Origin of the sequence: Vibrio scophthalmi LMG 19158 (assembly GCF_000222585.1) — a bacterium.
GTDB classification, from domain to species: domain Bacteria; phylum Pseudomonadota; class Gammaproteobacteria; order Enterobacterales; family Vibrionaceae; genus Vibrio; species Vibrio scophthalmi.
Genome location: NZ_AFWE01000117.1, coordinates 16,785 through 43,004, shown reverse-complemented (window position 1 = coordinate 43,004; position 26,220 = coordinate 16,785). Strand labels below are relative to the sequence as shown.

General features: G+C 44.9%; 26 protein-coding genes and 1 pseudogene. 7 read left to right on the top strand and 20 right to left on the bottom strand.

What is annotated here, in order from left to right:
* From RH88_RS22950 to ectA, 11 genes and pseudogenes are all read right to left on the bottom strand, one after another.
* A pseudogene (locus RH88_RS22950) lies at positions 1-142 on the bottom strand (IS5/IS1182 family transposase); the annotation flags it as partial.
* 31 nt (positions 143-173) lie between these two features.
* Positions 174-515 carry a hypothetical protein gene (locus tag RH88_RS10025; RefSeq protein ID WP_005595494.1) on the bottom strand — a complete coding sequence of 114 codons (342 nt, stop codon included), beginning with the start codon at positions 513-515 and terminating at the stop codon, positions 174-176.
* Between the two features lie 229 nt (positions 516-744).
* Complete coding sequence (locus tag RH88_RS10020) at positions 745-1,341, bottom strand: class I SAM-dependent methyltransferase (RefSeq protein WP_005595493.1); 597 nt, start codon at positions 1,339-1,341, stop codon at positions 745-747.
* A gap of 146 nt (positions 1,342-1,487) precedes the next feature.
* Positions 1,488-1,964 (bottom strand): GNAT family N-acetyltransferase, encoded by a 477-nt coding sequence (locus tag RH88_RS10015; RefSeq protein ID WP_005595491.1) that lies wholly within the window; start codon positions 1,962-1,964, stop codon positions 1,488-1,490.
* Positions 1,965-2,694: 730 nt separating this feature from the next.
* Positions 2,695-3,300 carry a type VI secretion system-associated protein TagO gene (locus tag RH88_RS10010; RefSeq protein WP_005595486.1) on the bottom strand — a complete coding sequence of 202 codons (606 nt, stop codon included), beginning with the start codon at positions 3,298-3,300 and terminating at the stop codon, positions 2,695-2,697.
* A gap of 161 nt (positions 3,301-3,461) precedes the next feature.
* Positions 3,462-4,097: a hypothetical protein gene (locus RH88_RS10005; protein ID WP_005595484.1), complete on the bottom strand. Its 636-nt coding sequence runs from the start codon at positions 4,095-4,097 to the stop codon at positions 3,462-3,464.
* A 155-nt stretch (positions 4,098-4,252) separates the two neighbouring features.
* Positions 4,253-4,702, bottom strand: coding sequence for a hypothetical protein (locus tag RH88_RS10000; protein ID WP_138944281.1), 450 nt, complete (start codon positions 4,700-4,702; stop codon positions 4,253-4,255).
* Between the two features lie 823 nt (positions 4,703-5,525).
* Positions 5,526-5,879 (bottom strand): DUF6404 family protein, encoded by a 354-nt coding sequence (locus RH88_RS09995; protein WP_005595482.1) that lies wholly within the window; start codon positions 5,877-5,879, stop codon positions 5,526-5,528.
* Positions 5,880-6,252: 373 nt separating this feature from the next.
* Positions 6,253-6,639: an ectoine synthase gene (locus RH88_RS09990; protein ID WP_005595480.1), complete on the bottom strand. Its 387-nt coding sequence runs from the start codon at positions 6,637-6,639 to the stop codon at positions 6,253-6,255.
* Between the two features lie 9 nt (positions 6,640-6,648).
* Positions 6,649-7,914 carry a diaminobutyrate--2-oxoglutarate transaminase gene (gene ectB, locus RH88_RS09985; protein WP_005595479.1) on the bottom strand — a complete coding sequence of 422 codons (1,266 nt, stop codon included), beginning with the start codon at positions 7,912-7,914 and terminating at the stop codon, positions 6,649-6,651.
* Positions 7,915-7,935: 21 nt separating this feature from the next.
* Entirely contained in the window at positions 7,936-8,490 is a 555-nt protein-coding gene (gene ectA, locus RH88_RS09980) for a diaminobutyrate acetyltransferase (RefSeq protein WP_009385933.1), read from the bottom strand.
* A gap of 507 nt (positions 8,491-8,997) precedes the next feature.
* On the opposite strand from ectA, the gene proV reads away from it, so the two are divergent.
* The 4 genes from proV to RH88_RS09960 all read left to right on the top strand — a co-directional run bounded on the left by proV (position 8,998) and on the right by RH88_RS09960 (position 13,479).
* Complete coding sequence (gene proV / locus RH88_RS09975; protein WP_005595477.1) at positions 8,998-10,185, top strand: glycine betaine/L-proline ABC transporter ATP-binding protein ProV; 1,188 nt, start codon at positions 8,998-9,000, stop codon at positions 10,183-10,185.
* A gap of 5 nt (positions 10,186-10,190) precedes the next feature.
* A complete protein-coding gene (proW, locus tag RH88_RS09970; protein WP_005595476.1) occupies positions 10,191-11,267 on the top strand; it encodes a glycine betaine/L-proline ABC transporter permease ProW in 1,077 nt (358 codons plus the stop codon).
* Positions 11,264-12,271 carry a glycine betaine/L-proline ABC transporter substrate-binding protein ProX gene (gene proX, locus RH88_RS09965; protein WP_005595475.1) on the top strand — a complete coding sequence of 336 codons (1,008 nt, stop codon included), beginning with the start codon at positions 11,264-11,266 and terminating at the stop codon, positions 12,269-12,271. The genes proW and proX overlap by 4 nt, the downstream gene beginning before the upstream one ends.
* A gap of 353 nt (positions 12,272-12,624) precedes the next feature.
* The gene (locus RH88_RS09960) at positions 12,625-13,479 is read left to right on the top strand and encodes a NanQ anomerase/TabA/YiaL family protein (RefSeq protein ID WP_005595474.1); all 855 of its coding nucleotides are present in this window, start codon (positions 12,625-12,627) and stop codon (positions 13,477-13,479) included.
* 178 nt (positions 13,480-13,657) lie between these two features.
* Here the strand turns inward: RH88_RS09960 and RH88_RS09955 are convergent, their stop codons facing one another.
* From RH88_RS09955 to RH88_RS09920, 8 genes are all read right to left on the bottom strand, one after another.
* The gene (locus RH88_RS09955; protein ID WP_005595473.1) at positions 13,658-14,191 is read right to left on the bottom strand and encodes a YgjV family protein; all 534 of its coding nucleotides are present in this window, start codon (positions 14,189-14,191) and stop codon (positions 13,658-13,660) included.
* On the bottom strand, positions 14,188-14,853 hold the full coding sequence (locus RH88_RS09950) for a hypothetical protein (protein WP_005595471.1): 666 nt from the start codon (positions 14,851-14,853) through the stop codon (positions 14,188-14,190). The genes RH88_RS09955 and RH88_RS09950 overlap by 4 nt, the downstream gene beginning before the upstream one ends.
* Before the next feature lie 102 nt (positions 14,854-14,955).
* On the bottom strand, positions 14,956-15,582 hold the full coding sequence (locus RH88_RS09945) for a bifunctional 4-hydroxy-2-oxoglutarate aldolase/2-dehydro-3-deoxy-phosphogluconate aldolase (protein WP_005595469.1): 627 nt from the start codon (positions 15,580-15,582) through the stop codon (positions 14,956-14,958).
* A 101-nt stretch (positions 15,583-15,683) separates the two neighbouring features.
* Positions 15,684-16,619: a sugar kinase gene (locus tag RH88_RS09940; RefSeq protein ID WP_005595467.1), complete on the bottom strand. Its 936-nt coding sequence runs from the start codon at positions 16,617-16,619 to the stop codon at positions 15,684-15,686.
* Positions 16,616-18,040, bottom strand: coding sequence for a glucuronate isomerase (gene uxaC, locus RH88_RS09935; protein ID WP_005595466.1), 1,425 nt, complete (start codon positions 18,038-18,040; stop codon positions 16,616-16,618). Before uxaC ends, RH88_RS09940 begins: the two co-directional genes overlap by 4 nt.
* Before the next feature lie 114 nt (positions 18,041-18,154).
* Positions 18,155-19,618 carry a fructuronate reductase gene (locus RH88_RS09930; RefSeq protein WP_005595465.1) on the bottom strand — a complete coding sequence of 488 codons (1,464 nt, stop codon included), beginning with the start codon at positions 19,616-19,618 and terminating at the stop codon, positions 18,155-18,157.
* 102 nt (positions 19,619-19,720) lie between these two features.
* Positions 19,721-21,022 (bottom strand): TRAP transporter large permease, encoded by a 1,302-nt coding sequence (locus RH88_RS09925; protein WP_005595464.1) that lies wholly within the window; start codon positions 21,020-21,022, stop codon positions 19,721-19,723.
* 20 nt (positions 21,023-21,042) lie between these two features.
* Positions 21,043-21,555 (bottom strand): TRAP transporter small permease, encoded by a 513-nt coding sequence (locus tag RH88_RS09920; protein WP_005595463.1) that lies wholly within the window; start codon positions 21,553-21,555, stop codon positions 21,043-21,045.
* 313 nt (positions 21,556-21,868) lie between these two features.
* Between RH88_RS09920 and RH88_RS09915 the strand changes: the two genes are divergently transcribed.
* The 3 genes from RH88_RS09915 (at position 21,869) to uxuA (ending at position 25,059) form a co-directional block, all read left to right on the top strand.
* The gene (locus RH88_RS09915) at positions 21,869-22,852 is read left to right on the top strand and encodes a TRAP transporter substrate-binding protein (RefSeq protein ID WP_005595462.1); all 984 of its coding nucleotides are present in this window, start codon (positions 21,869-21,871) and stop codon (positions 22,850-22,852) included.
* A 99-nt stretch (positions 22,853-22,951) separates the two neighbouring features.
* The gene (locus tag RH88_RS09910; protein ID WP_005595461.1) at positions 22,952-23,737 is read left to right on the top strand and encodes an FCD domain-containing protein; all 786 of its coding nucleotides are present in this window, start codon (positions 22,952-22,954) and stop codon (positions 23,735-23,737) included.
* 137 nt (positions 23,738-23,874) lie between these two features.
* Positions 23,875-25,059 (top strand): mannonate dehydratase, encoded by a 1,185-nt coding sequence (gene uxuA, locus RH88_RS09905; RefSeq protein WP_005595460.1) that lies wholly within the window; start codon positions 23,875-23,877, stop codon positions 25,057-25,059.
* A gap of 113 nt (positions 25,060-25,172) precedes the next feature.
* Here uxuA and RH88_RS09900 read toward each other — a convergent pair whose 3' ends face one another.
* Positions 25,173-26,075, bottom strand: coding sequence for a LysR family transcriptional regulator (locus RH88_RS09900; protein ID WP_005595458.1), 903 nt, complete (start codon positions 26,073-26,075; stop codon positions 25,173-25,175).
* Between the last annotated feature and the right edge of the window lie 145 nt (positions 26,076-26,220).

The following is a 26,220-nucleotide window of genomic DNA, read 5'->3' as shown; positions in this document are numbered from 1 at the left end:
AAAAAAGAAGGCCATTCATGGCATCACGATTATCGACCCTCTTTCGATGTGTACCGAGAGGGTGATTAGTCTTATGAATAGGCAACAAAGGCTCAATTTTCGCCCAAAGGGCATCAGAGATTAGGTATTGTGTTGAACTCATTTACAGTATTTTCAATAGGTGTTGATTTAACTCAGACAACACCTATTGAGATAGGTTCTAAGTCGTTTAAGTAAATATTGTTTTTGTTAGCCGAATTTATAAAGGCTCGCTCTGCATCAGGAAAATTTCGCTCTGCCAAGTGAATATAACCTAGTTGCCTTTCGAAGTACCCGTTACCTTTATCACACTGTCTTTCGAGTTTTCTCCAAGCATCTAAGTAACGCACGGGAGCATTCAGTAAATCATCATAATTTACCTTTTCCCAGAATAAAGTACATTCATCTAACAGTTCACTATTCGCTCTACTAGATGCACTCATAAAGCCAACCATCGCTCCTAGTAGTAATATGTTTGAAAAAAGTTTTTTAATCATAAGAAATATCAAGCCTAAATATAAAATTAATGAATTCTTCTTTTCCAACCTTTATAGGTATCATTAAACTCTTTGCAATCAGGTCTCATTTGTCTCGCCACCGACAAACATAACGCCGCGTTAAGTAGTGAGCAACGCCACCACCCTACCTAAAACCTTGCCACCTTAAACACCAAAGCTGACTTGAACTAAAAATGCCGAGCGTTGGGAATCTGTCTTAAACGCTTTGTTATGTACGTTTCACCGCGACCACGGAATATGTATGCCAATGCTTCATTCTACCCAATGAAGTCTTCGATTTTTCATCACGTTCAAAGAACCTGACTATTTCAAAACCTGAGAACAGAGCCTTTACCTCTGATTCCGATAAAGGTGTGGTTGGAGTACGATAGTTGTTAGCCCAACTGTCTTCAAAGCCCATGAAGTCACCAGCAAACACTCCACCGATTTCAATTGAAGATTTAATATTGCTCCAAGTCGATTCAAATTGGTTTGGGTCAGCGAAGAACAAACTGGAATTAGCAATAACTACGCCAGACTTTGGATAGTCGAATGATTCAAACGACGACTCTGTAATTTCCACTAATGACTTTGCCCCAAATCGGTCTCTACAAATAGAGACTGAATCAGGATTAATATCGAAGCCATGAACCTGATAACCCTGTTGTTCTAGGTACTCGATATCACTTCCTGTTCCACAACCACAGTCAGTGGCTATTTTAAGGTTTGATTCATTGAGTCTGGATGCAAACTCAGTACGTTTTGAATGTGGGCGAGACAATGCCTTTTCGTAGTACTGGCGCCAAATTTCAGTATTTTCATCCATAAGTTTCTGATTTTCCCTAAAAGTACATAACGCCGCGTTAAGTGGTGAGCGACGCCTACCACCCTACCTAAACCATTGTGACATAAACACTTAAAATGAAGAAACCCGAAAATGCCAAGCGTTGGGAATCCGTCTTAAACGCTTTGTTATAACCGTTTTTCCATGCGCACTAAATCCCATGCAACACCGTTAAACATTCTTGAGCCAGACTCAACCGAGACAACTAGGAAACCCAAAGATTCATAACAATTCATTGCGGCATCGTTATGAGAAAATACGCCCAAGCTTAAGGACTGAGCATGAAACTCAACTTTCGCTTTATCAATTAATTCCAGTAGTATCATTTTAGATATACCTTGCCCACGAAATTGGTTTGCTACGAATACGCGGCAAACTCTCATTTGATCATGTGACTCTTTATATAACTCGACAAAACCCGCATTCTTTCCGTCAATACGATATATATAGGGGAATACTTCACTCTTGCTACAGTGGCTCAATATTTGAGCATCGTCGAGAGGATAGCTATACGCTGGACCGCCCCACAAATAGTTTAGCTCTTCAGAGCTAATCCATTCGATAAGCTGCTGAAAATCATCGGTTTCAAATGCGAATAAACTCATAATTTCCCTGTAGGTTATAACGCCGCATTAAGTGGTGAACAACGCGACCACCCAAACCTGAACCTTGCCACATTTAACACTGAAGCCGAGCTGAACTGAAATTGCCAAGCGTTGAGAATCCGTCTTAAATGCTTTGTTATGTTTTAGCACAATTCGTTGATTTACTTGGCAAAGAACTGAGATGCAGACTTAGATTTCTGAACCAAGTCACAAGCTAGAACTCACTTGACCGCTAGATGCGCCAAACCAAAAACGAGTAAGTCCACTTCCCTGCGAATGAGGCAACTCGATCTAGCCTCAACAAGCGCCCTTTCTTAGCAACAACAGCGCAGAACAATGGCGATTTGCCGACTCAACTGCCAAGGTTATTGGCTGATTGAGAAATATACCCAAAGCGACTTTGAGCCAGAGAAACAAGGCGAGCAAACCAGCCGAAAACTTGAATGAAGCAACCCGCGAACCTTGGCATGTTTTACGGGCTAAGTGGTTGAAGAATGGATCGATAATACTGATTTGCTGAGTCTACTCCCAACGAATAGCCAAAGGGGCAAAGAACGACTCAAAGGCATTTAAGCCATTGAAATCCCATTAAAACATAACGCCGCATTAAGTGGTGAACAACGCGACCACCCACGCTAAACCTTGCCACACAAAGCACTGAAGCTGACCTGAACTGAAATTGCCAAGCGTTGAGAATCCGTCTTAAATGCTTTGTTAGGCAGAAAGCCCCCTACCAACTACAGGTCTTGCGCAAAGGAACCAAAGCATTTGATAAGCCAGCAGTATCGAAGACCGCTGTTACTGGACTTTCGTTGTAAGGGGTAATCTGTGCAACCAACTTATCCGACTTTTCCATGTTTTTTAAGAAGGAAATAGGCTTTCTATGAAATGTCGCTTTGCTATCAGTAGATAGGCTCCACTTAGAAGTAACGGCTTTGTTGGAACCTATACGCGTAAGAACTGAAGCTTCACGACCTAAATAGTCGTTCCAACCGATATAAACATCCGTTTTATTACTCTGACAACGAGCTACGAAAAACACTTTGTTATTCCACTTACTTTTACCTGATGACGCTTCCAGTACTAAAGTAACCGTTTTGGAGTCGTCTATAGGGTTGACCTCTTCAGAAACAATCCACTTTCCTGTCCCAGAAATTTTTGAACCAACTGTTTGTGGTTTATCAAGATTGTGCTTTTCCGCGAGGGAGTCATAGCACTCTAAACGCGCTAATTCTCCTTTTACCGCAGCACAAGAAGCAAATTCTTTTTCCAACTCAGCGGATAACACATTTGTGGATAGGAGTACTGAAGCCCCCAACAACACTACTTTTTTCATATTTATTTCTCGACAATATAACGAAAACTTGATGCCTAACGCCGCGTTAAGTAGTGAGCAACGCTGCCATTATACTTAATCAGACCACCGTAAACACGAAACCCAACGATGGAATGAAAAATGCCAAGCGTTGGGAATCTGTCTTAAACGCTTTGTTATAACTATTTTTTGATGAAACTAAATTCTGTTTTTCCAGCTTCAATGCCAAGTTTTAACATGCCATCCATTCCAATTTCTTTGTCGATTTTCACTTGAACATCTGCTTGTCGGATTTCTAAATACTTAGCCAGGAACTCGATTGAAGAACGAATAATCAGCGTAAGAAATTTCAAAAATCTTGTACTATCCGGTGGATAATTTAAATCTGTTTCTGATTCAAATATTCGATGTTTTTGATTACCATCAACATAAGTATTGATAGCTGTTTCAAGTATTAGCTGATTAACAACATAAGCGATATTGGGATCATCCATATCATTGAGGAACATCCTTATTTCAGGGTTCCATTCTAGAGATTTGTTTATCAATTCTTGCTTCAGATGCCCTACAAATTTATTGCGAAGATATTTCGCAAACTCACATTCTTTTGAGAATGATTTGTAAAACGTACTTAAATCAGGGTGATCTCGGTACATTCGACGAATAGTAACTTCAAAATCAACAAAGTTTGCAACCGATATTAGACTTTGTTTCAACAGTACCATTGACGACATATCCCCAATACCTTTCTCAGTAAATTGACTGTCGATTGATACTAAATCTGCTTTTAATACTTTTGCTTGTAAAAATTGATCCACTGAACTCTCTCATAGTTATAACGCCCTGTTAAGGTGTGAGCAACGCAATACTGAAGCCGCCGCATACCACCTTAAACACTAAACGCAACGCATAGTAAAAATGCCACGCGTTGCGAATCACTCTTAAACAGTTTGTTAACCGTATGATTAATGCTTTACTTTGCTTTTAGTAAAGTGATTTCTTGATCAAGAACGGAAAAGTCCCAATTTCCAAAGTTTTCGTACACCTCAAATCCATCAAGATTATCAGACCAAACAATATCTGTATTTTTTGATGCCCATCTGACTGAGTATGAAAGTGACTCACCATCAGAGCTACATTTTAACTCTTTCGGCACTCCATCACGGAATGTTTGGGACGTAACAATGGAAGTATTAGGCTTGCACTTAACTGCAAAAACAACACGCGCATTTAAAGTGTAATCAGGGTTTTTAGTTGCATAAATAGCATACTGCTTGTGTAAATTTACTTTTCTCAAAACCGTCTTCTGTAGAATTGGGATTTGACTAAACTGAATACGTTTATATTTGTCATACCACTCCCACTCCACATCTGAGAGAAATGTAAGTTGAGCACGATCTCTCTGAATTTCTTCAAATTTCATGTAACCAGCCCAGCAACCTATAATAACTATCAATAGCAAAGCAATGACTGTGACTATCTTAATCAGTTTCTTAAACAATTTTTAATTCTCTATATTCGAAACAAATACGGTTAACGCCGCATTAAGTGGTGAACAACGCGACCACCCAGCCTTAAACCTTGCCACACAAAGCACTGAAGCTGACCTGAACTGAAATTGCCAAGCGTTGAGAATCCGTCTTAAATGCTTTGTTATGTTTTAGCACAATTCGTTGATTTACTTGGCAAAGAACTGAAGTGTAGACCTAGTTTTCTGAACCAAATCACAACCTAGAACTCACTTGAGCGGCAGATACGCCAAACCAACAACGAGTAAGTCCACTTCCCTGATAATGAGGCAACTCGATCAAGCCTCAACAAGCGCCCTTTCTTAGCAACAACAGCGCAGAACAATGGATATTTGCCGAGGCTACTGCCAAGGTTATTGGCTGATTGGGAAATATGCCCAAAGCGACTTTGAGCCAGAAGAACTTGACTACCGAACCACCCGAAAACTCGAATGAAGCAACCCGCGAACATTGGCATGTTTTACGGGTTAAGTGATTTAAGAAAGGAACGATAATAGTGATTTGCTGAGTCTACTCCCAGCGAATGGCTAGAGGGGCAAAGAACGACTCAAAGGCATTTAAGCCATTGAAATTCCATTAAAACATAACGCCGTATTAAGAGGTGAGCGACGCCCTATACCACAGCCTCGACAAACCACCTTAAACACTAAAGCTGAATTTAAACGAAATTCGCCAAGCGTTGCGAATCCTTCTTAAATACTTTGTTAGGTTTTGGGGCTATTCTCCCAAAGAACTCCACTCCGACAGGTTTAATTGCTTTCGTCTAACAAAATAAAATGTCGCCATGATTAGCCCAAACAAAACACCACCAATCAGAGACATATAGACAGCTTCGAGAACTGGCTTATCTGCTTTACTCCAAACAACAAACCAATTTAAAACACCCCAAACAGGAGCGAACATGATGGCTGAAATAACCCAGTTGTTCATGAAGGTCTGATAATAAGGCGGCGGGAAGTTAAGTCCCATTTTGCATAGTAACTTGGCTATTGGTGGATTGTAATTCGACTTCCAAACACCTTTATCATTGAGCTCTTTATGTGAAAATTGGAGCTTCGTTTGATAATCCATGATACCCCCTCAATTCCATTTAACCGCGGAAAAACCTAACGCTCTCTATACGTCTAAAAAGAGCTTTTTCTCTCCTAATTGTGCCATTTTTTATGCGGGATAGAATCATGGAGGTTCACATAAGTCGCAACAAAGCCTAAATTTTTTAATCGAATCTCAAATTGAAATTGAGTTTTAGACGCTTAGAAGATCCTTAATTCTGTTTGAGGGAGAAAAACCACCAGCATGGATAGATAACCAGTTATTTTCCAGTAATTCATTTTAGCTTTTTACATTCACTTTTAGAGTCGTAGCGATGACAATCACGTTCATTCTAGCAGCAAAAAGCCAAGGGAATACCTTGGCTTTAAATGTAAATCGACGCGAGTTGGATTTAGTCAACGAGTGGATATACGCCGTCTTTATCATGTGTTTCACGGCCGGTGATCGGTGGATTGAACACGCAAGCCATCACCATTTCTTTATCTTTATAAGCGCGTAGATAATGTTCATCGTGCTTATCGAGGATGTACAATGTACCAGGTTTAATTGGGTACGTTTCACCACCGACGACTTCAATTTCGCCTTCACCACTCATGCAGTAGACTGACTCTAAGTGATTTTTGTAGTGGATATGCGTTTCTGTATTTTCAAATATCGTGGTGATATGGAAAGAGAAGCCCATGTTGTCATCTTTAAGCAACATACGTACGCTTTCCCACGTTTGTGATACTACGCGGCGATCGCTATCACGACACTCTTCTAATGTTCTTACAATCATGATTCGTCCCTACGATGCTTTCTTGATCAGTTTAGCAGCGACGTTATCGACTGCCTTTTCAAAGATTGTCATACCTTGTTCCATTTCACTCTGCGTGATGGTGAGAGGACAGAAGAACTTCACAACTTCATCATTTGGGCCAGCGGTTTCGATTACCATGCCGTTAGCAAAACACTCTCGAGCGATCAGCGTGGCAGTTTCACCAGCGCTACACTCTATGCCAATCATTAAACCACGGCCTTTTTGCTGTTCAAACAGCTGCGGGTAACGTTTTTGTACATTGGATAAGGTAGCAGAGACTTGAGCTGAGCGTTCTGCGATGTTCTCTTCTAGTGCTTTATCTGACCAAAATAGCTTTAGAGCGTGCGCGGCGGTAACAAACGCATGGTTGTTACCACGGAAGGTACCGTTGTGTTCACCTGGTTTCCAAGCATCAAGCTCCGGTTTAAGCAGTACGATCGCCATCGGCAGACCATAACCACTAATCGATTTAGACAGGGTAACCATATCTGGTTTAATGCCCGCAGGTTCAAAGCTAAAGAAAGTACCAGTACGGCCACAACCTGCTTGGATGTCATCCACAATCAGTAGAACATCGTTGCTACGGCAGATTTTCTCTAGTCGTTGTAACCATTGGTTAGAAGCCACATTTAGGCCGCCCTCACCTTGTACGGTCTCTAGCAATACCGCCGCCGGTTTATCAAGGCCACTTGATGCATCGGTAAGCATGGTTTCAAACAAGCTCAAACCGTCGATACCGGCATAGCCTTCATAAGGAAGACGAGTCACGCCCGCTAATGGCATACCATTACCACCACGGTGGTGTTGGTTACCGGTTGCTGCAAGTGCACCTGCGGTACAACCGTGGAAGCCATTAGTGAATGCGACGACGTTTTGGCGACCTTTGACTTTTCTCGCCAATTTGAGCGCAGCTTCCACAGCGTTGGTGCCCGTTGGTCCAGTAAACTGTACTTTGTAATCTAAGGATCTTGGTTGGAAAATGTATTTGTTCAGCGCGACAAGAAAGTCAGCTTTCGCATTGGAGTGCATATCCAAACCGTGAGTGATGCCATCGCCTGTTATGTACTCTACCAATGACGCTTGTAGTGCGTCATTGTTGTGTCCGTAATTGAGAGATCCTGCACCGGCTAGGAAATCGAGGTAACGATCTCCTGAATCGGTCTCAAGCCAAGACCCCTTGGCTTTTTTGAAAATGACTGGAAAGCTGTTTGAATATGAGCGTACTTTTGACTCATGCTGATTAAAAATATCCATAGTGGAACCGTAAATTAATCCTTATTTGTGAGTTATTCGTAGAGGGATGCGAAACAGGTATTCCGTGTCGTGATCACCATAGAAGTGCTGTGTCTGGTCGAGAAAAACCGACACGCTACCATTACCACCATGTTCACGGTCCAATTTCTTGAACAGTGCCCAAGAGCCTTGATTGTCCTTGGTGATGGTTGTTTCAACATACTCGATGCCAGCTGGCGCGAGACGCGCAAGCAGTTCGTTAAGCATCTGGTAAGCCAGCCCCTGCCCTCGAAACTTTTCATCGACCGCGACTTGCCAAACGAACAGTTCATTCGGTGACTGTGGTTTGATATAAGCAGAGATAAATCCCGCCGCTGAGCCATCAAATTCGGCTAGGACGCAAGTATCGCTAAAATGAGAAGCTTGAAGAAAATTGCAGTATGCAGAGTTTGTATCTAGAGGGGGGCTATTGGCGATCAATGCATGGATACGATTTCCATCATTGATCGTTGGCCTTCGAAAACCGAATGTCAGGTTTGAAGGTTTTGTATTTGCGTTCAGCACCCAAGGTGCAGAAGTAATCATATTAGGGCGCATAATCCTTTGAGCTCTAAGTTAGTTCCCTTATATTATTGATCATACCTCACAGTTCAGATCAAGGAGAGTTTAAAATAGCACCAATTTACGTGACAATAATCACACAATTAGTGTAACCCAATGAAATTGCGCTTGTTATCATTCCAAACGTTCTTTTTTAGGCGTTCATTCCATTCACTTAGAATCTGCTCCAATCATTATTTTAAAATTTAGTAACCCAGCTGAAAACTCGACATAATAACTCATAATTACAATAACTTATTAACAGTAGCCCGCTGTAATCATGCACTATTTTCGCTAGTGTTTATGCGGGCAGTCAGCTATTGGAAACACCTCAATAGTCAAATCTTCACAAATTCTATTTTATTGATTAAAAACAATAGCTTAACAATAAAACTGAATTTACCCCCTTCAAGTATGGAATAAGCACGAATTGATTTATTACCATTTTTTACTTAGAGTACGAAGGTTTTTCAAAATAGTGACACATAAAATAAAGGACTCTACATGTCGCCCATACTGGAAGTACAAGGGTTATATAAAGTATTTGGGGAAAACCCAGAACAAGCTTTCGCCCTCATAGAACAAGGTGCAGACAAAGATAGCATTTTTGAAAAAACCGGCCTGACCGTTGGTGTGCATGATGTTTCTCTCTCCATCAACGAAGGCGAGATCTTCGTTATCATGGGGCTCTCTGGCTCGGGTAAATCAACACTGGTTCGCCTTCTCAACCGCTTAATCGAGCCAACCCAAGGCAGCGTTCTTCTTCGCGGTAAAGACATCGCTCACATCTCTGAAGACGACTTACGCCAAGTGCGCCGCAACAACATCTCGATGGTCTTCCAAAACTTCGCATTGATGCCGCATATGACAGTTATCGAAAATGCCTCTTTTGGCCTTGAACTCGCAGGCGTCGATGTGCCAACTCGACATGCATCCGCATTGTCTGCTCTGTCTCGTGTTGGTCTTGATGCCTACGCCGATTCTTATCCAGATGAGCTCTCCGGCGGTATGAAACAGCGCGTTGGCCTTGCTCGCGCGCTTGCTTGCGACCCTGATATATTGTTGATGGACGAGGCATTCTCTGCACTTGACCCTCTTATTCGAACAGAAATGCAAGACGAACTGATTCGGCTGCAAAATGATGACAAACGCACCATTGTGTTTATCTCGCATGATTTGGACGAAGCAATGCGCATTGGTGACCGTATCGCCATTATGCAAGATGGTGTGGTGGTTCAAGTTGGAACACCCGATGAAATCTTAAATAATCCTGCCAATGATTATGTGGAAGCGTTCTTCCGTGGTGTGAACATCGCCAGCGTGCTAACCGCTAAAGATATTGCGCGTAAAAATCCCGCGGCGGTGTTTAAAAAATCAGAGCACGATGGTCCCGCTTCAGCCCTACAAATTCTCACGGACAATGATCGCGAATTCGGCGTGGTCGTCGATAAAACCAATCAATTCTCTGGTTTGGTATCCATTGAGTCGCTACGCCAAGCGCACAAAGAAAATCGTTGTTTGGTCAGTGCTCAACTTGAGTCAACCATCACGCTGTCACCTGAACAACCGATTAATGACATTCTAGGTGATGTCGCGGGAGTCTCTTATTCGGTACCCGTTGTCGACGAGCACGGCCAATATTTCGGCATTGTGTCGAAATCACGTTTACTTCAAGCATTGGATAGGGATTAATCACCATGTCAGCACAAGAAACTGCAAACGACCCTTGGGCAACGCCTGCAGCCCCGGAAAGTAATCCATGGGCACAAGAAGCGCCTTCTGGTGATGAAAACTGGCTCTCTTCTGAAAGTATTGAGCAAGCGCCTTTCGATATCATGGATCCATTTGCTAATGCCGTTCTCCCCTTCGATGTCTGGGTTGAAACCGGTTTAGAGTGGCTGGTTAATCATGGCCGCCCACTTTTCCAAGCCATCCGAGTTCCGATTGATTTTATTCTTAGCTCATTTGAAACCGCGCTGGTCTCGACCCCCGCGCCAATTATGTTGTTAGTGCTGTTTCTCATCACTTGGCAGTTTTCCAACTTAAAGCTCGGCGCGACCACGTTGGTGTCATTAGTCCTAATTGGTTTGATTGGCGCGTGGGGCCAAGCGATGACCACCTTATCGCTAGTAATGACCTCGGTGTTTTTCTGCCTGTTGATCGGCTTGCCCATGGGAATATGGCTGGCAAGAAGTGAGACGGCCGCCAAAGTGGTGCGACCGCTACTCGACGCAATGCAAACCACTCCTGCTTTTGTCTACCTAGTGCCAATTGTCATGCTGTTTGGTATTGGTAACGTACCTGGCGTGGTGGTCACCATCATCTTTGCCCTACCCCCAGTGGTGCGCTTAACCATTCTCGGCATTCAGCAAGTACCTGATGAGTTGATAGAAGCGGGACATTCGTTCGGTGCCAGTCGTAAACAAATGCTGTATCGAATCCAATTACCATTGGCGATGCCCACGATTATGGCCGGGGTAAACCAAACCTTGATGCTGTCACTCTCAATGGTGGTAATCGCCTCTATGATTGCAGTTGGTGGACTTGGTCAAATGGTGCTGCGCGGTATTGGACGACTTGATATGGGCCTTGCTGCTGTCGGCGGCTTAGGCATCGTTATTCTTGCTATTTTGCTTGATCGCGTAACACAGCAACTTGGCATTAATGCTCAAAATACAAAACAACGTTGGTATCACACAGGTCCAGCTTCGATATTTTTCAAGCTGCCGGCTAATAAATCGTTGGGAAACTCAATCCAGGAGAAAACTGAATGAATAATTCATGGAAGAAAACCCTCGTCGTAAGCGCGGTATCTGCGCTTGCTGTTTCAAGCCATGCATGGGCTGAAAAACTGCCCGGTGAAGGCGTAACAGTACAACCGGTTCAATCAACGGTTGCAGAAGAAACTTTCCAAACGCTGATCGTCAACAAAGCACTTGAAGCGTTGGGTTACCAAGTCAAAGAAACTAAAGAAGTTGACTACAACGTTGGCTACACATCAATCGCGAACGGTGATGCGACCTTCCTTGCGGTAGGCTGGTTCCCTTTGCATGCTGACAAGTACACGATGGCAGGTGGCGATGAGAGTTTCTTCCGTAAAGGTCAATTCATCAGTGGCGCTGCGCAAGGTTACTTAATTGATAAGAAAACGGCAGAAAAGTACGGCATCACAAACATTGGTCAGCTAACCGACCCAAAAATTGCCGCTCTATTTGATGCCAATGGCGATGGCAAAGCAGACCTTACCGGTTGTAACCCTGGTTGGGGCTGTGAGATGGTGATCGAAGAGCAGCTTAATGCTTATAAATTACGTGACACGGTCTCTCACAACCAAGGTAACTATGCAGCAATCATTGCCGATACGATTTCACGCTATAAGAAAGGCGATCCGGTAATATACTACACCTGGACACCTTACTGGGTAAGTGGTGTGTTGGTTCCAGGCAAAGATGTGGTTTGGCTAGAAGTGCCGTTCTCAGCCCTACCGGGTGAGCGTAAGAATGTCGATACCACCTTGGCTAATGGTAAAAACTACGGCTTTGAAATGAATTCAATGCGCATTGTGGCCAACAAGCAGTTTACTGACAACAACCCAGCAGCGGCTAAACTGTTCGAAATCATCAAAGTAAACATCAACGATGTGAGCGCACAGAACATGATCATGAGCAAAGGTAAAAACTCAGCTTCTGACATCGAAGCACATGCAAATGGTTGGATCAAAGCCAACCAAGCGCTATTTGACTCTTGGGTCGCAGAAGCAAAGCAAGCCGCTCTGTAACGCGCCTTTAGTTTTCGCTTTTAGCCTCTGGCTACACCTTAGCAAAATGCCTGTGGTTTCGATCACAGGCATTTTTTAATTGCTTCTCCCGGCTCTTTGCGAAACGAATAACGCTCAATCTGCCAAGCTAAGAAAGCTTAATGGGGCTCTACATAACACCTGATAAAGTCAGATATATCCGGTGAACACGGTAATATGAGACTCTGTGAGCTTTATAAAGCCTGCTATTGAGTGAATTATTGATCCAGTTCTCCTTCCTTACTTAAATCTCACTATAATTGGTCAACCAATTATATTAATCGCTTATACTAGCCCTTTCTAATGCAGCCACTGCGTGGCTATTGAGGTAATTAGTGTTTAAAGGCAACTTATCTAACTTGGAAGCTTGTCAGGGCCTTCCGGTTAAAATGTTTGAAGTTATCGAGCAGGTAAAACAGCGCTTAAGTGCTTCAGTGGAAAATGGTCGCTACCAACTTGAAGGTGATGATGTTTTCTTCTTCGTGGTTGATGACAACAGCAAATTAGTGACGGAGTGTAAATCTGAAATCCACCGTAAGTATATCGATGTTCAAATCGTACTTGCGGGTGAAGAACGTTTTGGTTACAGCCTGCAACCTTTCCAAAGCATTGCTGAAGATTTGCTTGAAGCGCGTGATGTTGCGTTCAGTGAAGATGTGGTGAACGAGCAATTTACCGATCTACAAGTCAACGACTTCATTATCTTCAATGCAGAACAGCCACACCGTCCACTGGTTGCGGTTAATGAGCCGATGGCGATCCGTAAAGCGGTGATTAAGATCTCTCACCAATGGTTAGCAGAGCAATCGATGCAGTCAACACTGACTTGGAATGACAGCAACATTCCACACCAAATTTCACTCAAGCAAACAGGTCTACGCACCAACATTGAAATGCGTATCGTCAAAGATGTTGAGCCTGAGCTGATCACCCTTGCGGTTGACCACAAAGTAGAAACCTTGATCGCGGCATGGCAAGGCGCTGCAATGCCTATCTCTGAAGCGTTTGATGATGGCAACCTGTTCTCACAAGCACGAGTGCTGTTCAATCTTGAACAAGAGGGTGAACAAGGCTGTGTGGTGTGGTTGGTGAATCACATTAAACTGCCTTGTGGCAACAAGATGTCGGCAGATAAATTGGCATGGGTGCCTGCGATGCATGCCATTAATGGCCAGCTAGTCGCGATTTAAATACTCATTTAAGAACTGACTAATTAATTGATTGGTTGAATGGTTGGTTAAGCAGCCCAACACCGAGTCCCGCTATTCTTAGATGGGCTCGGTGTTTTTATTTGTGCGATGTGATTACGTGGACGATGCTCGTGTTGTCAAAGCTTTATGATCAAGGTTTACGGTCAAAGCTTTGCAATCAGTGGTTTGCTATTGGGCGGGTGTAATACATGCGTAAGATTGTCACGCTGTTGACCATAATAAAGGTTAGCTCCATTAAGGTGCCACCAATTGAACCCAGTAAGAAGTTGTTAATGAACCAACAAAATGAATTGAACATCACCAGCAAACGCATTGTGATGCCCTGCATTTTAAACAAGGCATAGGTGGCAACTGACGAGCCAAAAATAGTCAAGATTTCATAGTAATGCTCAAGTTGTGGTACACCCATCACCCACAGCATCGCAATGAAGAACAACATGACCGGTGTTGATTGTGTTTTGGTTGATGCATAACTACGTATCGCACTAATACCGCATCCGAACGCGGCCACCAGCGCTCCCATCATAACAAAATGACTGCACAGCACGATTTGGAACAACATCAAATGAAGGCGAAAGCGTCGCCCATCACTATGTAAGAAAGCCGTCGCTCCAATAAAAAAAGCAACCATACCGATGGTTTGGGCAAGATTCCATTCTGGTATTGTCCAATTCGTTAATGATGTCATCATTGTGAATCACCATTCTCGTTATTTTCCAGCTCAGCCAATAGATACTCCAAGCACAAACTTGGGCTGGTTAAGGTGCGTTGACGTGTCGCTTGATCGAGCTGCAAAATCGCCGGTGCCATTGAAGCTTGCGCCAATACAATACGACTATCGTTTAGGCAATGATCGTGAATATATTGCGCGATGGTCGCTAGGTAAGCGTCATTGTCTCCTGCTAGATAATGTGCCCACGCCTCAGGGATCACTTCCACTGTGGCGCGCTGTGCAATATCAGCATCGTATTCTGCCAATAAGTTCATAGTAGGATTAATGGTGGTTTCAAGTGCCGGTAACACTTTAATATGACCACTTTGGCTCGCCTCGATTGCCATGGGCCTATCGACTCGCATCACTTGAGCAAAACGTGTTTTTGCCTGTTCAGCTAACGCACCAATGCTGGAACAAGTGCAGATAACCCAATCTGCGCCCTGCGCTTCCAACTGTACTATTTGCTGTTCAACCATCGATGCCAATTCATCATCAATTCCCACATTGCTCGCATGTTGCAACAATTGAGACGCAATATGATGGCGAATGGTTGCCTGTTTTTCTAAACCACTTGATGCGATAAAAGAGTCGAACAACGACTGGTTAGCCGCTAAGGTATGTAAAAAAGCAATCTGCATAGTGCCTCACTAGAAAATACTGATATCGTTCTAAATGGCTTATCGAAAAAAGGCTTCTCGAAAGAAGCCTTAATAATAGGGTGTTACGATTGCTGCGCGAGCTTATTTAACCAAATCTGCGGCTTCGCGTGCAAGGCGACCAATCTCGTCCCAACGACCTTCGTTGATCAGGACTTTATCCACCATCCAAGTGCCGCCACACGCGATCACGCGATCAATCGCGAGATAGTCGTTAACGTTCTTAGTGCTGATGCCGCCCGTTGGCATGAACTGAATTTGCGTGTAAGGGCCTAGCAGTGATTTCAGCATATTGATACCGCCCGATGCTTCTGCAGGGAAGAATTTCAGTGTAGTTAGACCCATTTCAATCGCCGCTTCCACTGCGCTTGGGTTGTTCACGCCCGGTACGATATCGATGCCAATTTCGCGGCATGCGTTAACCGTATTTGGGTTAAAGCCTGGTGAAACCACAAAGGTCGCACCGGCTTGCTTCGCCGCAATCGCCTGCTCGCGGTTGAGTACGGTACCCGCGCCGATTAGCATATCTGGCTGCGCTTCACGCAATAGACGAATCGCTTCTACTGCCGCATCTGAGCGGAAAGTAATTTCAGCCGCTGGCAAACCGTTGTCTGCTAGTGCTTTTCCCAGAGGAATAATGTCTTCTGCGCGGTCAATCGCGATAACTGGAATAACTTTAATTTCAGCCAGTTGTTGTGCAATCGTAGTCATGTTTAAATCCTTACTTTAAATCCGTTTCTCTACATCAATATCTAGTCAGCAATGTCTAGTCACCAATGTCTAATCATCAAGCTGACTAAACATCGAACTGGCTAAACAAAGCGAATCGTTTCTGTTGCATGTGTTGGGATGATCGCGCCTTTGTGTTGGATTACGATACCCGCCAATTGGTGGCCTTGACGCGAGCATTGCTGCGCATTTTTCCCTTGTAGGTAGCCTGCTAAGAATCCGGCGTTGAATGAGTCACCTGCCGAAGTCGTATCGACGACAGTTTCCACTGGCGTGGTCGCAATGGCCTCAAAATCACCCGCCGCAAATTCTTGGTACAAATTGCCCTTCGCGCCCATTTTCACCACGGCTTTCTTCACGCCCGCGGCTTGTAGACGGTTTAAGGTCGCGTGCTCATCGCTATCGCCCCACAGGTTTGCTTCGTCGTCATTGGTCACCAGTGCCAAATCGGTGATCTCAAACACTTGACGGTAGCATTCGCGCGCTTCATCAGCATCACGCCATAGCGCTGGGCGATAGTTTGAGTCAAACGCCACTTCCACACCTTGTTGACGCAAGTTTGCCAACAGCGCCACCAACTTAGTGCGATCTTCCGCGGGTAGAATCGCTAAGCTAATACCGCTCAGATACACCATATCAACCTTGGTTAACGCCGCTTCGATTTGGGCAAAATCCGTATGCTGCATCATATAACGTGCCGCAGATTGGTTACGCCAATAAAGGAAGGTACGCTCACCTTGGTCATCCAACTGGATCAGGTACAGACCCGGTTGGCGTGTCTCGTCACGCAGCACCAAATCGGTGCCGACACCTTCTTGTTGCCAACGTGTAAGCATTCCGCTGCTGATGGCGTCAGTGCCTAGCGCTGAAACGTAATCAATCGCCACTTTTTCACCCGCAACACGTGCAAGGTAAACCGCTGTATTGAGTGAGTCGCCACCAAACGCTTGAGTCATGGCGCCAAACGGCGCGCCATTTAACTCAATCATGCATTCCCCGATTAAGGCAATACGCTTCATGCTTTCTCTCCTGGTAGAACGAAGTAAGATTTAGCGTTTTGGTAGCAGATGTCTTGAACCATTTTGCCCAACATTGCGATGTCGTTTGGCACTTCGCCATTCACTGCCCATTGGCCGATGATGTTACAAAGGATACGACGGAAGTATTCATGGCGCGTGTACGATAGGAAGCTACGAGAGTCTGTTAGCATACCAACAAACTGACTTAATAGACCCAGTTGAGAAAGTTGCTGAATTTGACGTTCCATGCCATCTTTCTGATCGTTGAACCACCAGCCAGAACCGAATTGGCTCTTGCCTGCAATACCGCCACCTTGGAAGTTACCAATCATGGTCGCCATCATTTCGTTGTCGCGTGGGTTTAGGCAGTAAAGAATGGTTTTTGGTAGCTCGTTGGTAATATCCATCGCGTTCATTAAGCAAGACAATTGCAGTGCGAACGGACGGTCACCAATTGAGTCAAAGCCTGCATCAGCGCCGAGTAGTTGGAACATACGCGTGCTGTTGTTACGCTGTGCACCGATGTGCAGCTGCATTACCCAGCCCATTTTCGCGTATTGCTTGCCTAGCCACACTTGAACTGCCGTGCTGAACTGGGCAATTTCTAGTTCGCTCAGCGTTTCACCTTGCAGACGGCGCGTTAGCATTGCATCCAGTGTCGCTTCACTTGGTACTGCAGCGTAGCGAACCACTTCGATACCGTGGTCAGCGGCGCGACAACCGTGTGCACTAAAGTGCTCTAGACGACGCTCTAACGCAGTCAGTAGATCGGTAAAGCGGGTGATTTCAACATCTGCCACTTCACCTAGCAAAGTCATGTATTCCGCAAAACCGTCTAGTTCAATTTTGAACGCACGGTCTGGGCGCCAGCTTGGCGCAACTTCAACATCAAAGCTGTCATCTTCGGCGATAGCTTTATGGTATTCAAGCGAATGAATTGGGTCGTCAGTGGTACCTGCCATCACAACATTCATCTGTTTCATGATGCCGCGTGCTGAGAATTCAGGTGTTGCCAGTAGCTCGTTACACTCGTGCCAAATTTGATCCGCAGTTTCTGGGCCAAACAGTTTGCCAGTAATACCAAATGGACGACGCAGCTCAAGGTGTGACCAATGGTACAGTGGGTTACCCAATGTTTGCGGAACGGTTTTTGCCCACGCTTGGAACTTTTCGTAATCTGACGCTTCGCTGCCTGTGATTAACGCTTCAGGTACACCAGCTGAACGCATGCCACGCCACTTGTAGTGGTCGCCTTCTAACCAGATCTTAGTTAGGTTTTCGAACTGACGGTTCTCAGCCACTTCTTTTGGGTTTAGGTGGCAGTGGTAATCGTAGATCGGCATCGCTTTGGCGTAATCATGGTATAGCTCGCGAGCGATATCGTTAGATAGTAAGAAGTCTTCACACAAAAAATTTTTCATTTTTTACTCCGTAGGTGCCGGCCTCGCCCACACCAAAGAAATTTTAAGCACTATTTACAACAGCAAGATTTAAAGCAAAGAAGCCCTCACATAAGGAGGGCATCATTTTATCGATTAAAGAGAGGCGACGGCTGCGCGCGCACCTTTATCTAGGATCAATTGGTAAGCATCGGTCACTGCGCTCACGAAGGTTTCGTTAGCGATAAGATCTGTACCGAAAATTGCTTCAATTGAAAGTAGCGCTTTCACCGCAGAAACGTTCAAACCATGTTCGGCGTAAATTGCTTGGAACTGCTCAACCATTGGGTCGCGTACATCAATTGCTTCGCCTTGTTCAGTCACAGCGCCAACGTAGCGCATCCAACCAGCAATGCCCATTGCCAACCATTTGAAGTCCGTACCTTGCGCTAGGTGATGACGTAGCGAGCCACCCATACGTTGTGGGATCTTCTGGCTGCCATCCATCGCGATTTGCCATGTTTGGTGTTTTAGACTTGGGTTGGTAAAGCGCTCAATCAGCAACGTTGCGTACGCTTCTAGATCAGTCCCTTCCGGCATATTCAGTGTTGGCGCTTGCGCTTTCATCATCATATCGAACGCCGCTGTGCGGTAATCATCATTCGTCATGGTGTCAGAGATGTGCGCGTAGCCGCCTAGGAAGCCTAGGTAAGCAAGGAATGAGTGGCTGCCATTTAGCATGCGCAGTTTCATTTCTTCAAACGGTACCACGTCAGAAACAAATTCTGCGCCAGCAACGTTCCAATCTGGACGGCCTGCAACGAAGTTGTCTTCGATAACCCATTGACGGAACGGCTCACAAGCGATACCGCACAAGTCTTCAACACCCACAAGCTCAGCAATTTCAGTCAGCGTTTCTTCTGTTGCAGCTGGAACAATTCGGTCAACCATGGTGCATGGGAACGTGACGTTCGCTTCAATCCATGATGCTAATTCAACGTCAACCAAGTTAGCGAAATCCAGAACGGCTGCACGTGCTACGTGGCCGTTCTCTTGTACGTTATCGCAAGACATCACCGTAAATGGTTGGATGCCTTTTTCACGGCGCTGACGCAGTGCTTCAACGATGTAACCGATCGCCGAACTTGGATCTTGTGGGTTGGCCAAATCAGCAATGATCAAGCCGTTGTTTTTGTCTAGACGACCTGTTGCAGGGTCAGCGCAGTAACCTTTCTCAGTGATGGTCATCGAAACGATCGCCACTTGCGCTTCGGTCATCTTCGCTAATACCGCTGCTTTGCCATCTAATGTTGGGTGCAGTGATTCAGTTACTGAGGCAATCAGTTTTACGTCAGTTGATTCTGCGCCCTTCTCTGCCACTGTGTATAGGTGGTCTTGTGCGCGTAGCTGCTCAATCAGATCTTCGCCACCAAAAAGGTTTACTTCACAGATGCCCCAATCACTGTTGGTCTTCTCTAGCATTTCATTGGTGAATAGCGCTTGGTGTGCACGGTGGAAAGCACCAAAACCAAGGTGAACAATACGAGTTTTCAGGTTTGAGCGAGCGAAAGTTGGACGAATGACTTGTTCATTCAAGTTGGTATTTGCGATTGTTTTCATTGTTTTTTCCTTGGCCTCGCAGCCGATTAAGCACTGCGAGGCGATTAGATGGAGGCAAATCCGATAATCAAATCGTATAAAGTCGAAATTTGTAGCGCTAGATTAGTAACCTAGAATCAGCTGTGGAAGTAATAGGCTGATTTGTGGGATAAACGTAATTGCCAATAGTGCTAGGAATAGCGCCGCGTAGAACGGTAGTAGTGGCTTGATTACTTTATCGATAGAGATGTTTGCAACCGAACAACCAACAAACAGTGCACTACCCACTGGTGGAGTACATAGGCCGATAGCAAGGTTAAATGTCATCATGATACCGAAGTGCACTGGATCCACGCCCATATCCAACACGATTGGTAGGAAGATTGGTGTGAAGATCAGAACCGCTGGTGTCATATCCATGAAGATACCAACAATCAAAAGGATTACGTTGATGATCAATAGGATGATTAGTGGGTTTTCTGAAACTGCTAGTAGTGCATCAGCAATCATGTAAGGGATATCAGCATTCGCCATTGCCCAAGACATGCCCATTGAAGCGCCAACCAATAGCAATACAATTGACGTCGTTACCGCAGACTCAAGCACGATTTTTGGTAAATCACGAACCGTTACTTCACGATAAACACCCACCGCAAGAACCAGCGTGTAAACCACAGCAATTGCTGATGCTTCTGTTGCCGTAAAGATACCGCCGATGATGCCGCCCATGATCACAACAATAAGAAGAAGTGACGGTGCTGCTTTAATAAAGGTATCCCAAACCGCTGCTAGTGTTGGGCGCGCTGCAACTGGGTAGCCACGACGCTTGGCGATAATACCTGCCACAACCATCAAGCTTAGACCCATCAAGATACCTGGTAGGTAACCTGCAAGGAAAAGAGCTGCAATCGATGTACCACCAGAAACCAGTGAGAATACGATTAGCGTGTTACTTGGCGGGATCAATAGACCAGTAGGACAAGAAGTGATGTTTACCGCTGCGCTGAACGCTTCATCGTAGCCATCTTTCTTCTGTAGTGGCGCCATCGTGCCGCCCACTGCTGCTGCAGACGCAACCGCTGAACCCGAGATTGAACCAAACATCATGTTAGCAAGAACGTTAACGTGCGCTAGTGAACCTGGTAGCTGACCGCCCAGTACTTTAGCGAAGTTAATAAGACGGATTGCAATACCGCCTTGGTTCATGATGTTACCCGCAAGGATAAAGAAAGGGATTGCCAATAGTGCAAAGTTATCCAAGCCAGCAGCCATACGCTGCGCCACTACCGCAATCGCCGGTTCCAGCGGCAAGCTCATCATAATAGTCGCAAGCGAAGACAGACCAATCGCAAACGAGACTGGAATACCCAGCGCCAATAGCACACCAAACGTGCCAAATAGAGTAAGAATTAATTGCCATTCCATTGTGGAATTCCTCTTCGAAATTAGTTTTGTTGTGCGTCGCTTAGAGCCACATCACCAGAAATAAGTTGTTGGATTTTTTCGATGGCATAAACCACTGAGTAGAAAATCATCAATGCGCCACTGATTGGAAGACAGAAGTAGATGTAACCCATTTCCCAACCTAGAGCTGGAGTTAGCTGACCAGTTGCTAGCGTTTTAATCGCAAGGTTCGAACCGCCGTACACCAATACAACCAAAGCAAAGACCGCAATCGCGATTTGGATAATCAGTTCGTTAATGATTTTGCGTTTACCTTTTAACTTCATAGTTAATAGGTCGATAGCAAGGTGACGTTTTTGACCAGTGGTGTAAGCTGCACCTACAAGGGCAACCCACATAAACAAATAGCGAGCTAGTTCATCCGTTACGGTACTTGGGCGACCAATAATGTAGCGAGACAACACCTGCCAAACTACACACAGTACGAGGAAAGTTGAAAGCGAGACAGTAAACCCTGCCAAGCCTTTATTGATGTATTCGACCAATTTTTTCATTATTGTTTCCTTAACATCGCTGTCATGTCATATGACGAGCAAATTATCGTTACCGGTCAACCAATACAAACTCACGCTCATATCCTTCACTCAATAACATTTCTTTTTCTGCGGGCATTATATTCACTACTAGCACATCGTCCGTGACCTACTTCACACTTGAATTGGTTGACCAATTCTTTGACAGTAAGTGTGATATTGCTCAACCAATTGTGTTTTTTGCTTTGACGATGACGTAAATTGGTCGCAAGATTGGCTCCGAAACTTGTTATCCCTACAAAATTAACGGATTCCATCTCACGGAGAAATAATAATGAAAACACGTAAGAGTCTACTGACTGCAGTGATCGGTGCAGCACTAACATTTGGTGTGAGTGCGCAAGCTTTTGCAGCAACTACTCTAAAACTGAGCCACAACCACACTCGTGACCACGCGGTACACAAAGCGATGGACGCAATGGCGAAAGAAGTGGGTAAAACCACTGATGGCGAAGTGCGTATTCGTATTTACCCAGATGCACAGCTTGGCTCTCAACGTGAGTCAATGGAACTGATGCAAAATGGCGCGCTGCACATGGTAAAAACCAATGCAGCTGAACTAGAAGCGTTTGCTCCGGCCTACTCTGCATTTAACATGCCTTACCTTTTCCGTGATCAAGCACACTTCTATGCAACGCAAGAAGGCCAAATTGGTGAAGAGATCCTTGAATCATCACGCGACAGTGGCTTCATTGGTCTAACTTACTACGATGCAGGCGCACGTAGCTTCTACACCAATAAGCCAATCAACACGCCTGAAGATCTAAAAGGTCTTAAAGTACGCGTACAGCCAAGCCCATCAGCGATCGCTATGGTTGAAGCACTAGGCGGCAACCCAACACCTCTAGCGTACGGTGAACTATACACAGCACTACAACAAGGCGTTGTAGACGCAGCAGAAAACAACATCCCTTCATACGGCATGAGCCGTCACAGTGAAGTATCTAAATACTTCTCTCTAGACGAGCACACAATGGTTCCTGACGTATTGGTAATTTCTACTGACGCTTTTGATGGTCTATCTGAAGAGCACCAAAAAGCAGTTAAAACAGCAGCACTAAACTCTATGCAGCTGATGAAAACACTTTGGGCTGAATCTGAAAAAGAAGAGCGCGTTAAAGCAGAAGAAATTGGCGTGAAATTCGTTAACGTTGATAAAGCATCATTCGTAACTGCGGTTCAACCAATGTACGACGACGTTAAGAAAAATAACCCTGAGCTGTTCGCTTTGATCGAGCGTATTCAATCAGTTAAGTAAATTAGTCAATCGTTTTATTAGAGAAGTTAAGGTATTGCCACATAACTATTGAGATAGGTTGACCAATTATTCTGGTTAGTTATGATGGTGTGAATAGTAATGGAAAGAAGCGACAATATCATCATGATGCCTTTTGAACCCAAACGTCCTTACCAAGAACTGGGTTTGGTTTTACGACAAGAATTGAGTGATGGCCACTATAACGTGGGCGATCGTCTCCCGCCTGAGCGCGATATTGCGGAAAGACTTGATGTCAGCCGTACTGTAGTGCGAGAAGCAATCATTATGCTTGAGCTGGAAAATCTTGTTGAAGTGAAAAAAGGCTCTGGGGTATATGTGATTAATATTCCAAACCAATCACCCCATCGTGAACGTATCATCACTGATGATGCGGGACCTTTTGAAATGTTACAGGCGCGTCAGTTACTTGAGAGTAATATTGCAGAATTTGCAGCATTACAAGTAACGCCGGGAGATATTGCCAAAATGCGTGCGGCGCTCAAATTAGAGCGCCAAGAACTTGCGGCACAAAGTGAACATTGCATCGGTGACGAACAGTTCCACATGAGTATTGCAGAAGCGACCCACAACTCTGTGTTAGTCGATATGCTGAAAAACTCTTGGGAACGTCGCGAGCAAAGTCCTATGTGGCAAAAGCTTCACTCACGTATTAGTGGCCATGATTACCGCCAGGAATGGATGGAAGATCATGCGCGGATTTTAGCTGCAATGCAGCGTAAAGATCCGGTCACGGCAAAAAGCGCTATGTGGCAACACCTTGAAAATGTGAAACAACGACTTCTCGAACTGTCAGATATTGACGATCCGGATTTTGATGGCTACCTCTTTAGCTCTAACCCGGTCGTCTTATTTGGAGGCGAGTAACCCTCGCCTTCTATAAAAAGCTGCGTGAGCAGTAAAAAAATAAACTAAATAAGTCGTTATTTATATTTGTTATTCGCAACTTAATACTCTCAATTTTCTTGAGCGGGTTAAGTCTGCCTATTAAAAGGTGATTTGTCATGGAACAAACGTGGCGTTGGTACGGTCCGAACGATCTAGTTTCTCTCGACGATATTCGTCAAGCAGGCGCAACAGGCATCGTAAATGCTCTACACCATATTAAAAATGGTGAAGTGTGGTCAAAAGAAGAAATCCTTGCACGTAAAGCAATCATTGAAGCAAAAGGCCTAACTTGGTCGGTTGTGGAAAGTGTGCCTGTGCACGAAGAAATCAAAACTCAAACGGGTGACTTCCAACTTTGGATCGACAACTACAAACAAACACTGCGTAACCTAGCGCAATGTGGTATCGACACCGTTTGTTATAACTTCATGCCTGTCCTTGATTGGACCCGTACTGACCTTGAGTACGAAATGGCAGATGGTTCAAAAGCACTTCGCTTTGACCAAATCGCATTTGCTGCGTTTGAATTGCACATTCTAAAGCGCCCTAACGCAAACGCTGATTACACTGAAGTGGAACAAGCACAAGCGCTTGAGTACTTCAACAACATGTCTGAAGAACAAATCAAGCAGCTGACTGCGAACATCATCGCCGGTCTTCCTGGTGCTGAAGAAGGTTACACCCTAGAAGCATTCCAAGCTCAACTTGATCGCTACGCGGGTATTACTAAAGACAAACTACGTGAGCATATGGCGTACTTCCTAGCGGAAATCATGACCGTGTGTGACGAAGAAAACATTAAGATGGCGGTTCACCCGGACGATCCACCGCGCCCTATCCTAGGCCTTCCACGCATCGTTTCAACCATCGAAGATATCGATTGGTTGACCGAAAAAGTGCCTAGTTCGAACAACGGTATCACTATGTGTACTGGTTCTTACGGCGTTCGTGGTGACAATGACCTAGTGAACATGATCAAAAAGCACGGCGATCGCGTTTACTTCACTCACCTGCGTTCAACGCAACGTGAAGAGAACCAAATGAGCTTCCATGAAGCGGCGCACCTAGAAGGCGACGTGGACATGTACGGCGTAGTAATGGCGATTCTTGAAGAAGAGCAGCGTCGTGAAGAAGCTGGCGATCTACGTAAGATCCCAATGCGTCCTGACCACGGTCACCAAATGCTGGATGACCTGAAGAAGAAGACCAACCCTGGTTACTCTGCCATTGGTCGTTTGAAAGGTCTTGCTGAAGTTCGTGGCCTAGAGCTTGGCTTAAAGCGCGCATTCTTTACTAAATAAAATGCACTGAGAAAATTAACCGCCGTGTTGATTTACTCACTGAAAATCAAAAGCCCCTGAACGCGTTCAGGGGCTTTTTTTATCTTTGTTCAATTGTCGTCGCAACAAGACAATTAGAAGCGTTCTTGCATGGCAAGATAACGCTGGCGAAGATGTTCAATCAATACCTGGATTCGTTTGGCGGGCTTTTTGGTATAGGGATAAACCGCATACACCCCCACTACTTTGGCGCTGTGAGGCGCAAGCACTTCGACCAAATCCCCTTGTTGAATATCGTCGTAGATCAAACACATTGGCAGATAGGCGATGCCATTGCCGGCGAGCACTGACTTGCGCAAGCCAGCGGCGTTATTGGAAGAAAAGTTGCCATTAACCTTAACGGTATAAACGTCGCTGTTGTTTTTAAATTGCCAATCAAAGGTTCCGCCACTTTCATGGGTATAGCCGAAGCAGTTATGCTTGCGTAAGTCGGTCGGTAGCTGGGGAGTCCCCTGCTTGGCTAAATAGTCAGGCGAAGCACAAATCGCCCAGTGGGAATTAAAGATAAAACGAGCAATCAAACTCGAATCTTCCAGGTAGCCGGTACGGATCACCAGATCATAATTGTCGGCAACCAAATCCACAAAGTTGTTGTCCATCGCCATATCCACGCTTAAACCGGGATTTTGCTGACAAAAGTCTGAGATGGCTTCCGCTAACAGTAACTCTCCTGAAATAGTCGGTACTGACATGCGTATATGGCCGGAGAGGTTTTCGTTATAGCCAGTCACCGCATCAAACGCCGCTTTTGCCGTGGCATTGATATCTTTCGAGCGGTAGTACAGCACTTCGCCCGCCTCTGTGAGGGTAAGCTTACGTGTGGTGCGATACAGCAATTGGGTACCGAGCTCTGTCTCCAGTTTACTCACCCGCTTACTCACCATCGATTTGGTGATATGGTTGGCCTGAGCCACTTGGCTAAATGAACCATGTTCGACCACTTGTGTAAATAAAACCAGATCATCTATTTGCGGCATACCCTGCTCTCTACGGCTAATCAATAATGGAATGGGTCACGATCACTTTTTATCGATTATACCCTTTGTCCTATCATCTCGCCGTTAAAAAAGGCACACCCCGAAGAGTGTGCCCTGGCGCCCTGTTCCAAAGAGCATTTTCATT

What these genes read in the sequence shown, in the direction of transcription:
- proW (WP_005595476.1), top strand. Translation starts at nt 10,191, where the DNA reads ATGTCAGCACAAGAAACTGCAAACGACCCTTGGGCAACGCCTGCAGCC.
- RH88_RS09920 (WP_005595463.1), bottom strand. Translation starts at nt 21,555, where the DNA reads ATGAAAAAATTGGTCGAATACATCAATAAAGGCTTGGCAGGGTTTACT.
- RH88_RS10025 (WP_005595494.1), bottom strand. Translation starts at nt 515, where the DNA reads ATGATTAAAAAACTTTTTTCAAACATATTACTACTAGGAGCGATGGTT.
- RH88_RS09930 (WP_005595465.1), bottom strand. Translation starts at nt 19,618, where the DNA reads ATGAAAACAATCGCAAATACCAACTTGAATGAACAAGTCATTCGTCCA.
- RH88_RS09950 (WP_005595471.1), bottom strand. Translation starts at nt 14,853, where the DNA reads ATGCAGATTGCTTTTTTACATACCTTAGCGGCTAACCAGTCGTTGTTC.
- RH88_RS09915 (WP_005595462.1), top strand. Translation starts at nt 21,869, where the DNA reads ATGAAAACACGTAAGAGTCTACTGACTGCAGTGATCGGTGCAGCACTA.
- RH88_RS09900 (WP_005595458.1), bottom strand. Translation starts at nt 26,075, where the DNA reads ATGCCGCAAATAGATGATCTGGTTTTATTTACACAAGTGGTCGAACAT.
- uxaC (WP_005595466.1), bottom strand. Translation starts at nt 18,040, where the DNA reads ATGAAAAATTTTTTGTGTGAAGACTTCTTACTATCTAACGATATCGCT.
- ectB (WP_005595479.1), bottom strand. Translation starts at nt 7,914, where the DNA reads ATGGATATTTTTAATCAGCATGAGTCAAAAGTACGCTCATATTCAAAC.
- ectA (WP_009385933.1), bottom strand. Translation starts at nt 8,490, where the DNA reads ATGCGCCCTAATATGATTACTTCTGCACCTTGGGTGCTGAACGCAAAT.
- RH88_RS09940 (WP_005595467.1), bottom strand. Translation starts at nt 16,619, where the DNA reads ATGAAGCGTATTGCCTTAATCGGGGAATGCATGATTGAGTTAAATGGC.
- RH88_RS09925 (WP_005595464.1), bottom strand. Translation starts at nt 21,022, where the DNA reads ATGGAATGGCAATTAATTCTTACTCTATTTGGCACGTTTGGTGTGCTA.
- RH88_RS09945 (WP_005595469.1), bottom strand. Translation starts at nt 15,582, where the DNA reads ATGACTACGATTGCACAACAACTGGCTGAAATTAAAGTTATTCCAGTT.
- RH88_RS09990 (WP_005595480.1), bottom strand. Translation starts at nt 6,639, where the DNA reads ATGATTGTAAGAACATTAGAAGAGTGTCGTGATAGCGATCGCCGCGTA.
- RH88_RS10020 (WP_005595493.1), bottom strand. Translation starts at nt 1,341, where the DNA reads ATGGATGAAAATACTGAAATTTGGCGCCAGTACTACGAAAAGGCATTG.
- RH88_RS10015 (WP_005595491.1), bottom strand. Translation starts at nt 1,964, where the DNA reads ATGAGTTTATTCGCATTTGAAACCGATGATTTTCAGCAGCTTATCGAA.
- RH88_RS09995 (WP_005595482.1), bottom strand. Translation starts at nt 5,879, where the DNA reads ATGGATTATCAAACGAAGCTCCAATTTTCACATAAAGAGCTCAATGAT.
- RH88_RS10010 (WP_005595486.1), bottom strand. Translation starts at nt 3,300, where the DNA reads ATGAAAAAAGTAGTGTTGTTGGGGGCTTCAGTACTCCTATCCACAAAT.
- proV (WP_005595477.1), top strand. Translation starts at nt 8,998, where the DNA reads ATGTCGCCCATACTGGAAGTACAAGGGTTATATAAAGTATTTGGGGAA.
- RH88_RS09955 (WP_005595473.1), bottom strand. Translation starts at nt 14,191, where the DNA reads ATGATGACATCATTAACGAATTGGACAATACCAGAATGGAATCTTGCC.
- proX (WP_005595475.1), top strand. Translation starts at nt 11,264, where the DNA reads ATGAATAATTCATGGAAGAAAACCCTCGTCGTAAGCGCGGTATCTGCG.
- uxuA (WP_005595460.1), top strand. Translation starts at nt 23,875, where the DNA reads ATGGAACAAACGTGGCGTTGGTACGGTCCGAACGATCTAGTTTCTCTC.
- RH88_RS09910 (WP_005595461.1), top strand. Translation starts at nt 22,952, where the DNA reads ATGGAAAGAAGCGACAATATCATCATGATGCCTTTTGAACCCAAACGT.
- RH88_RS10000 (WP_138944281.1), bottom strand. Translation starts at nt 4,702, where the DNA reads ATGAAATTTGAAGAAATTCAGAGAGATCGTGCTCAACTTACATTTCTC.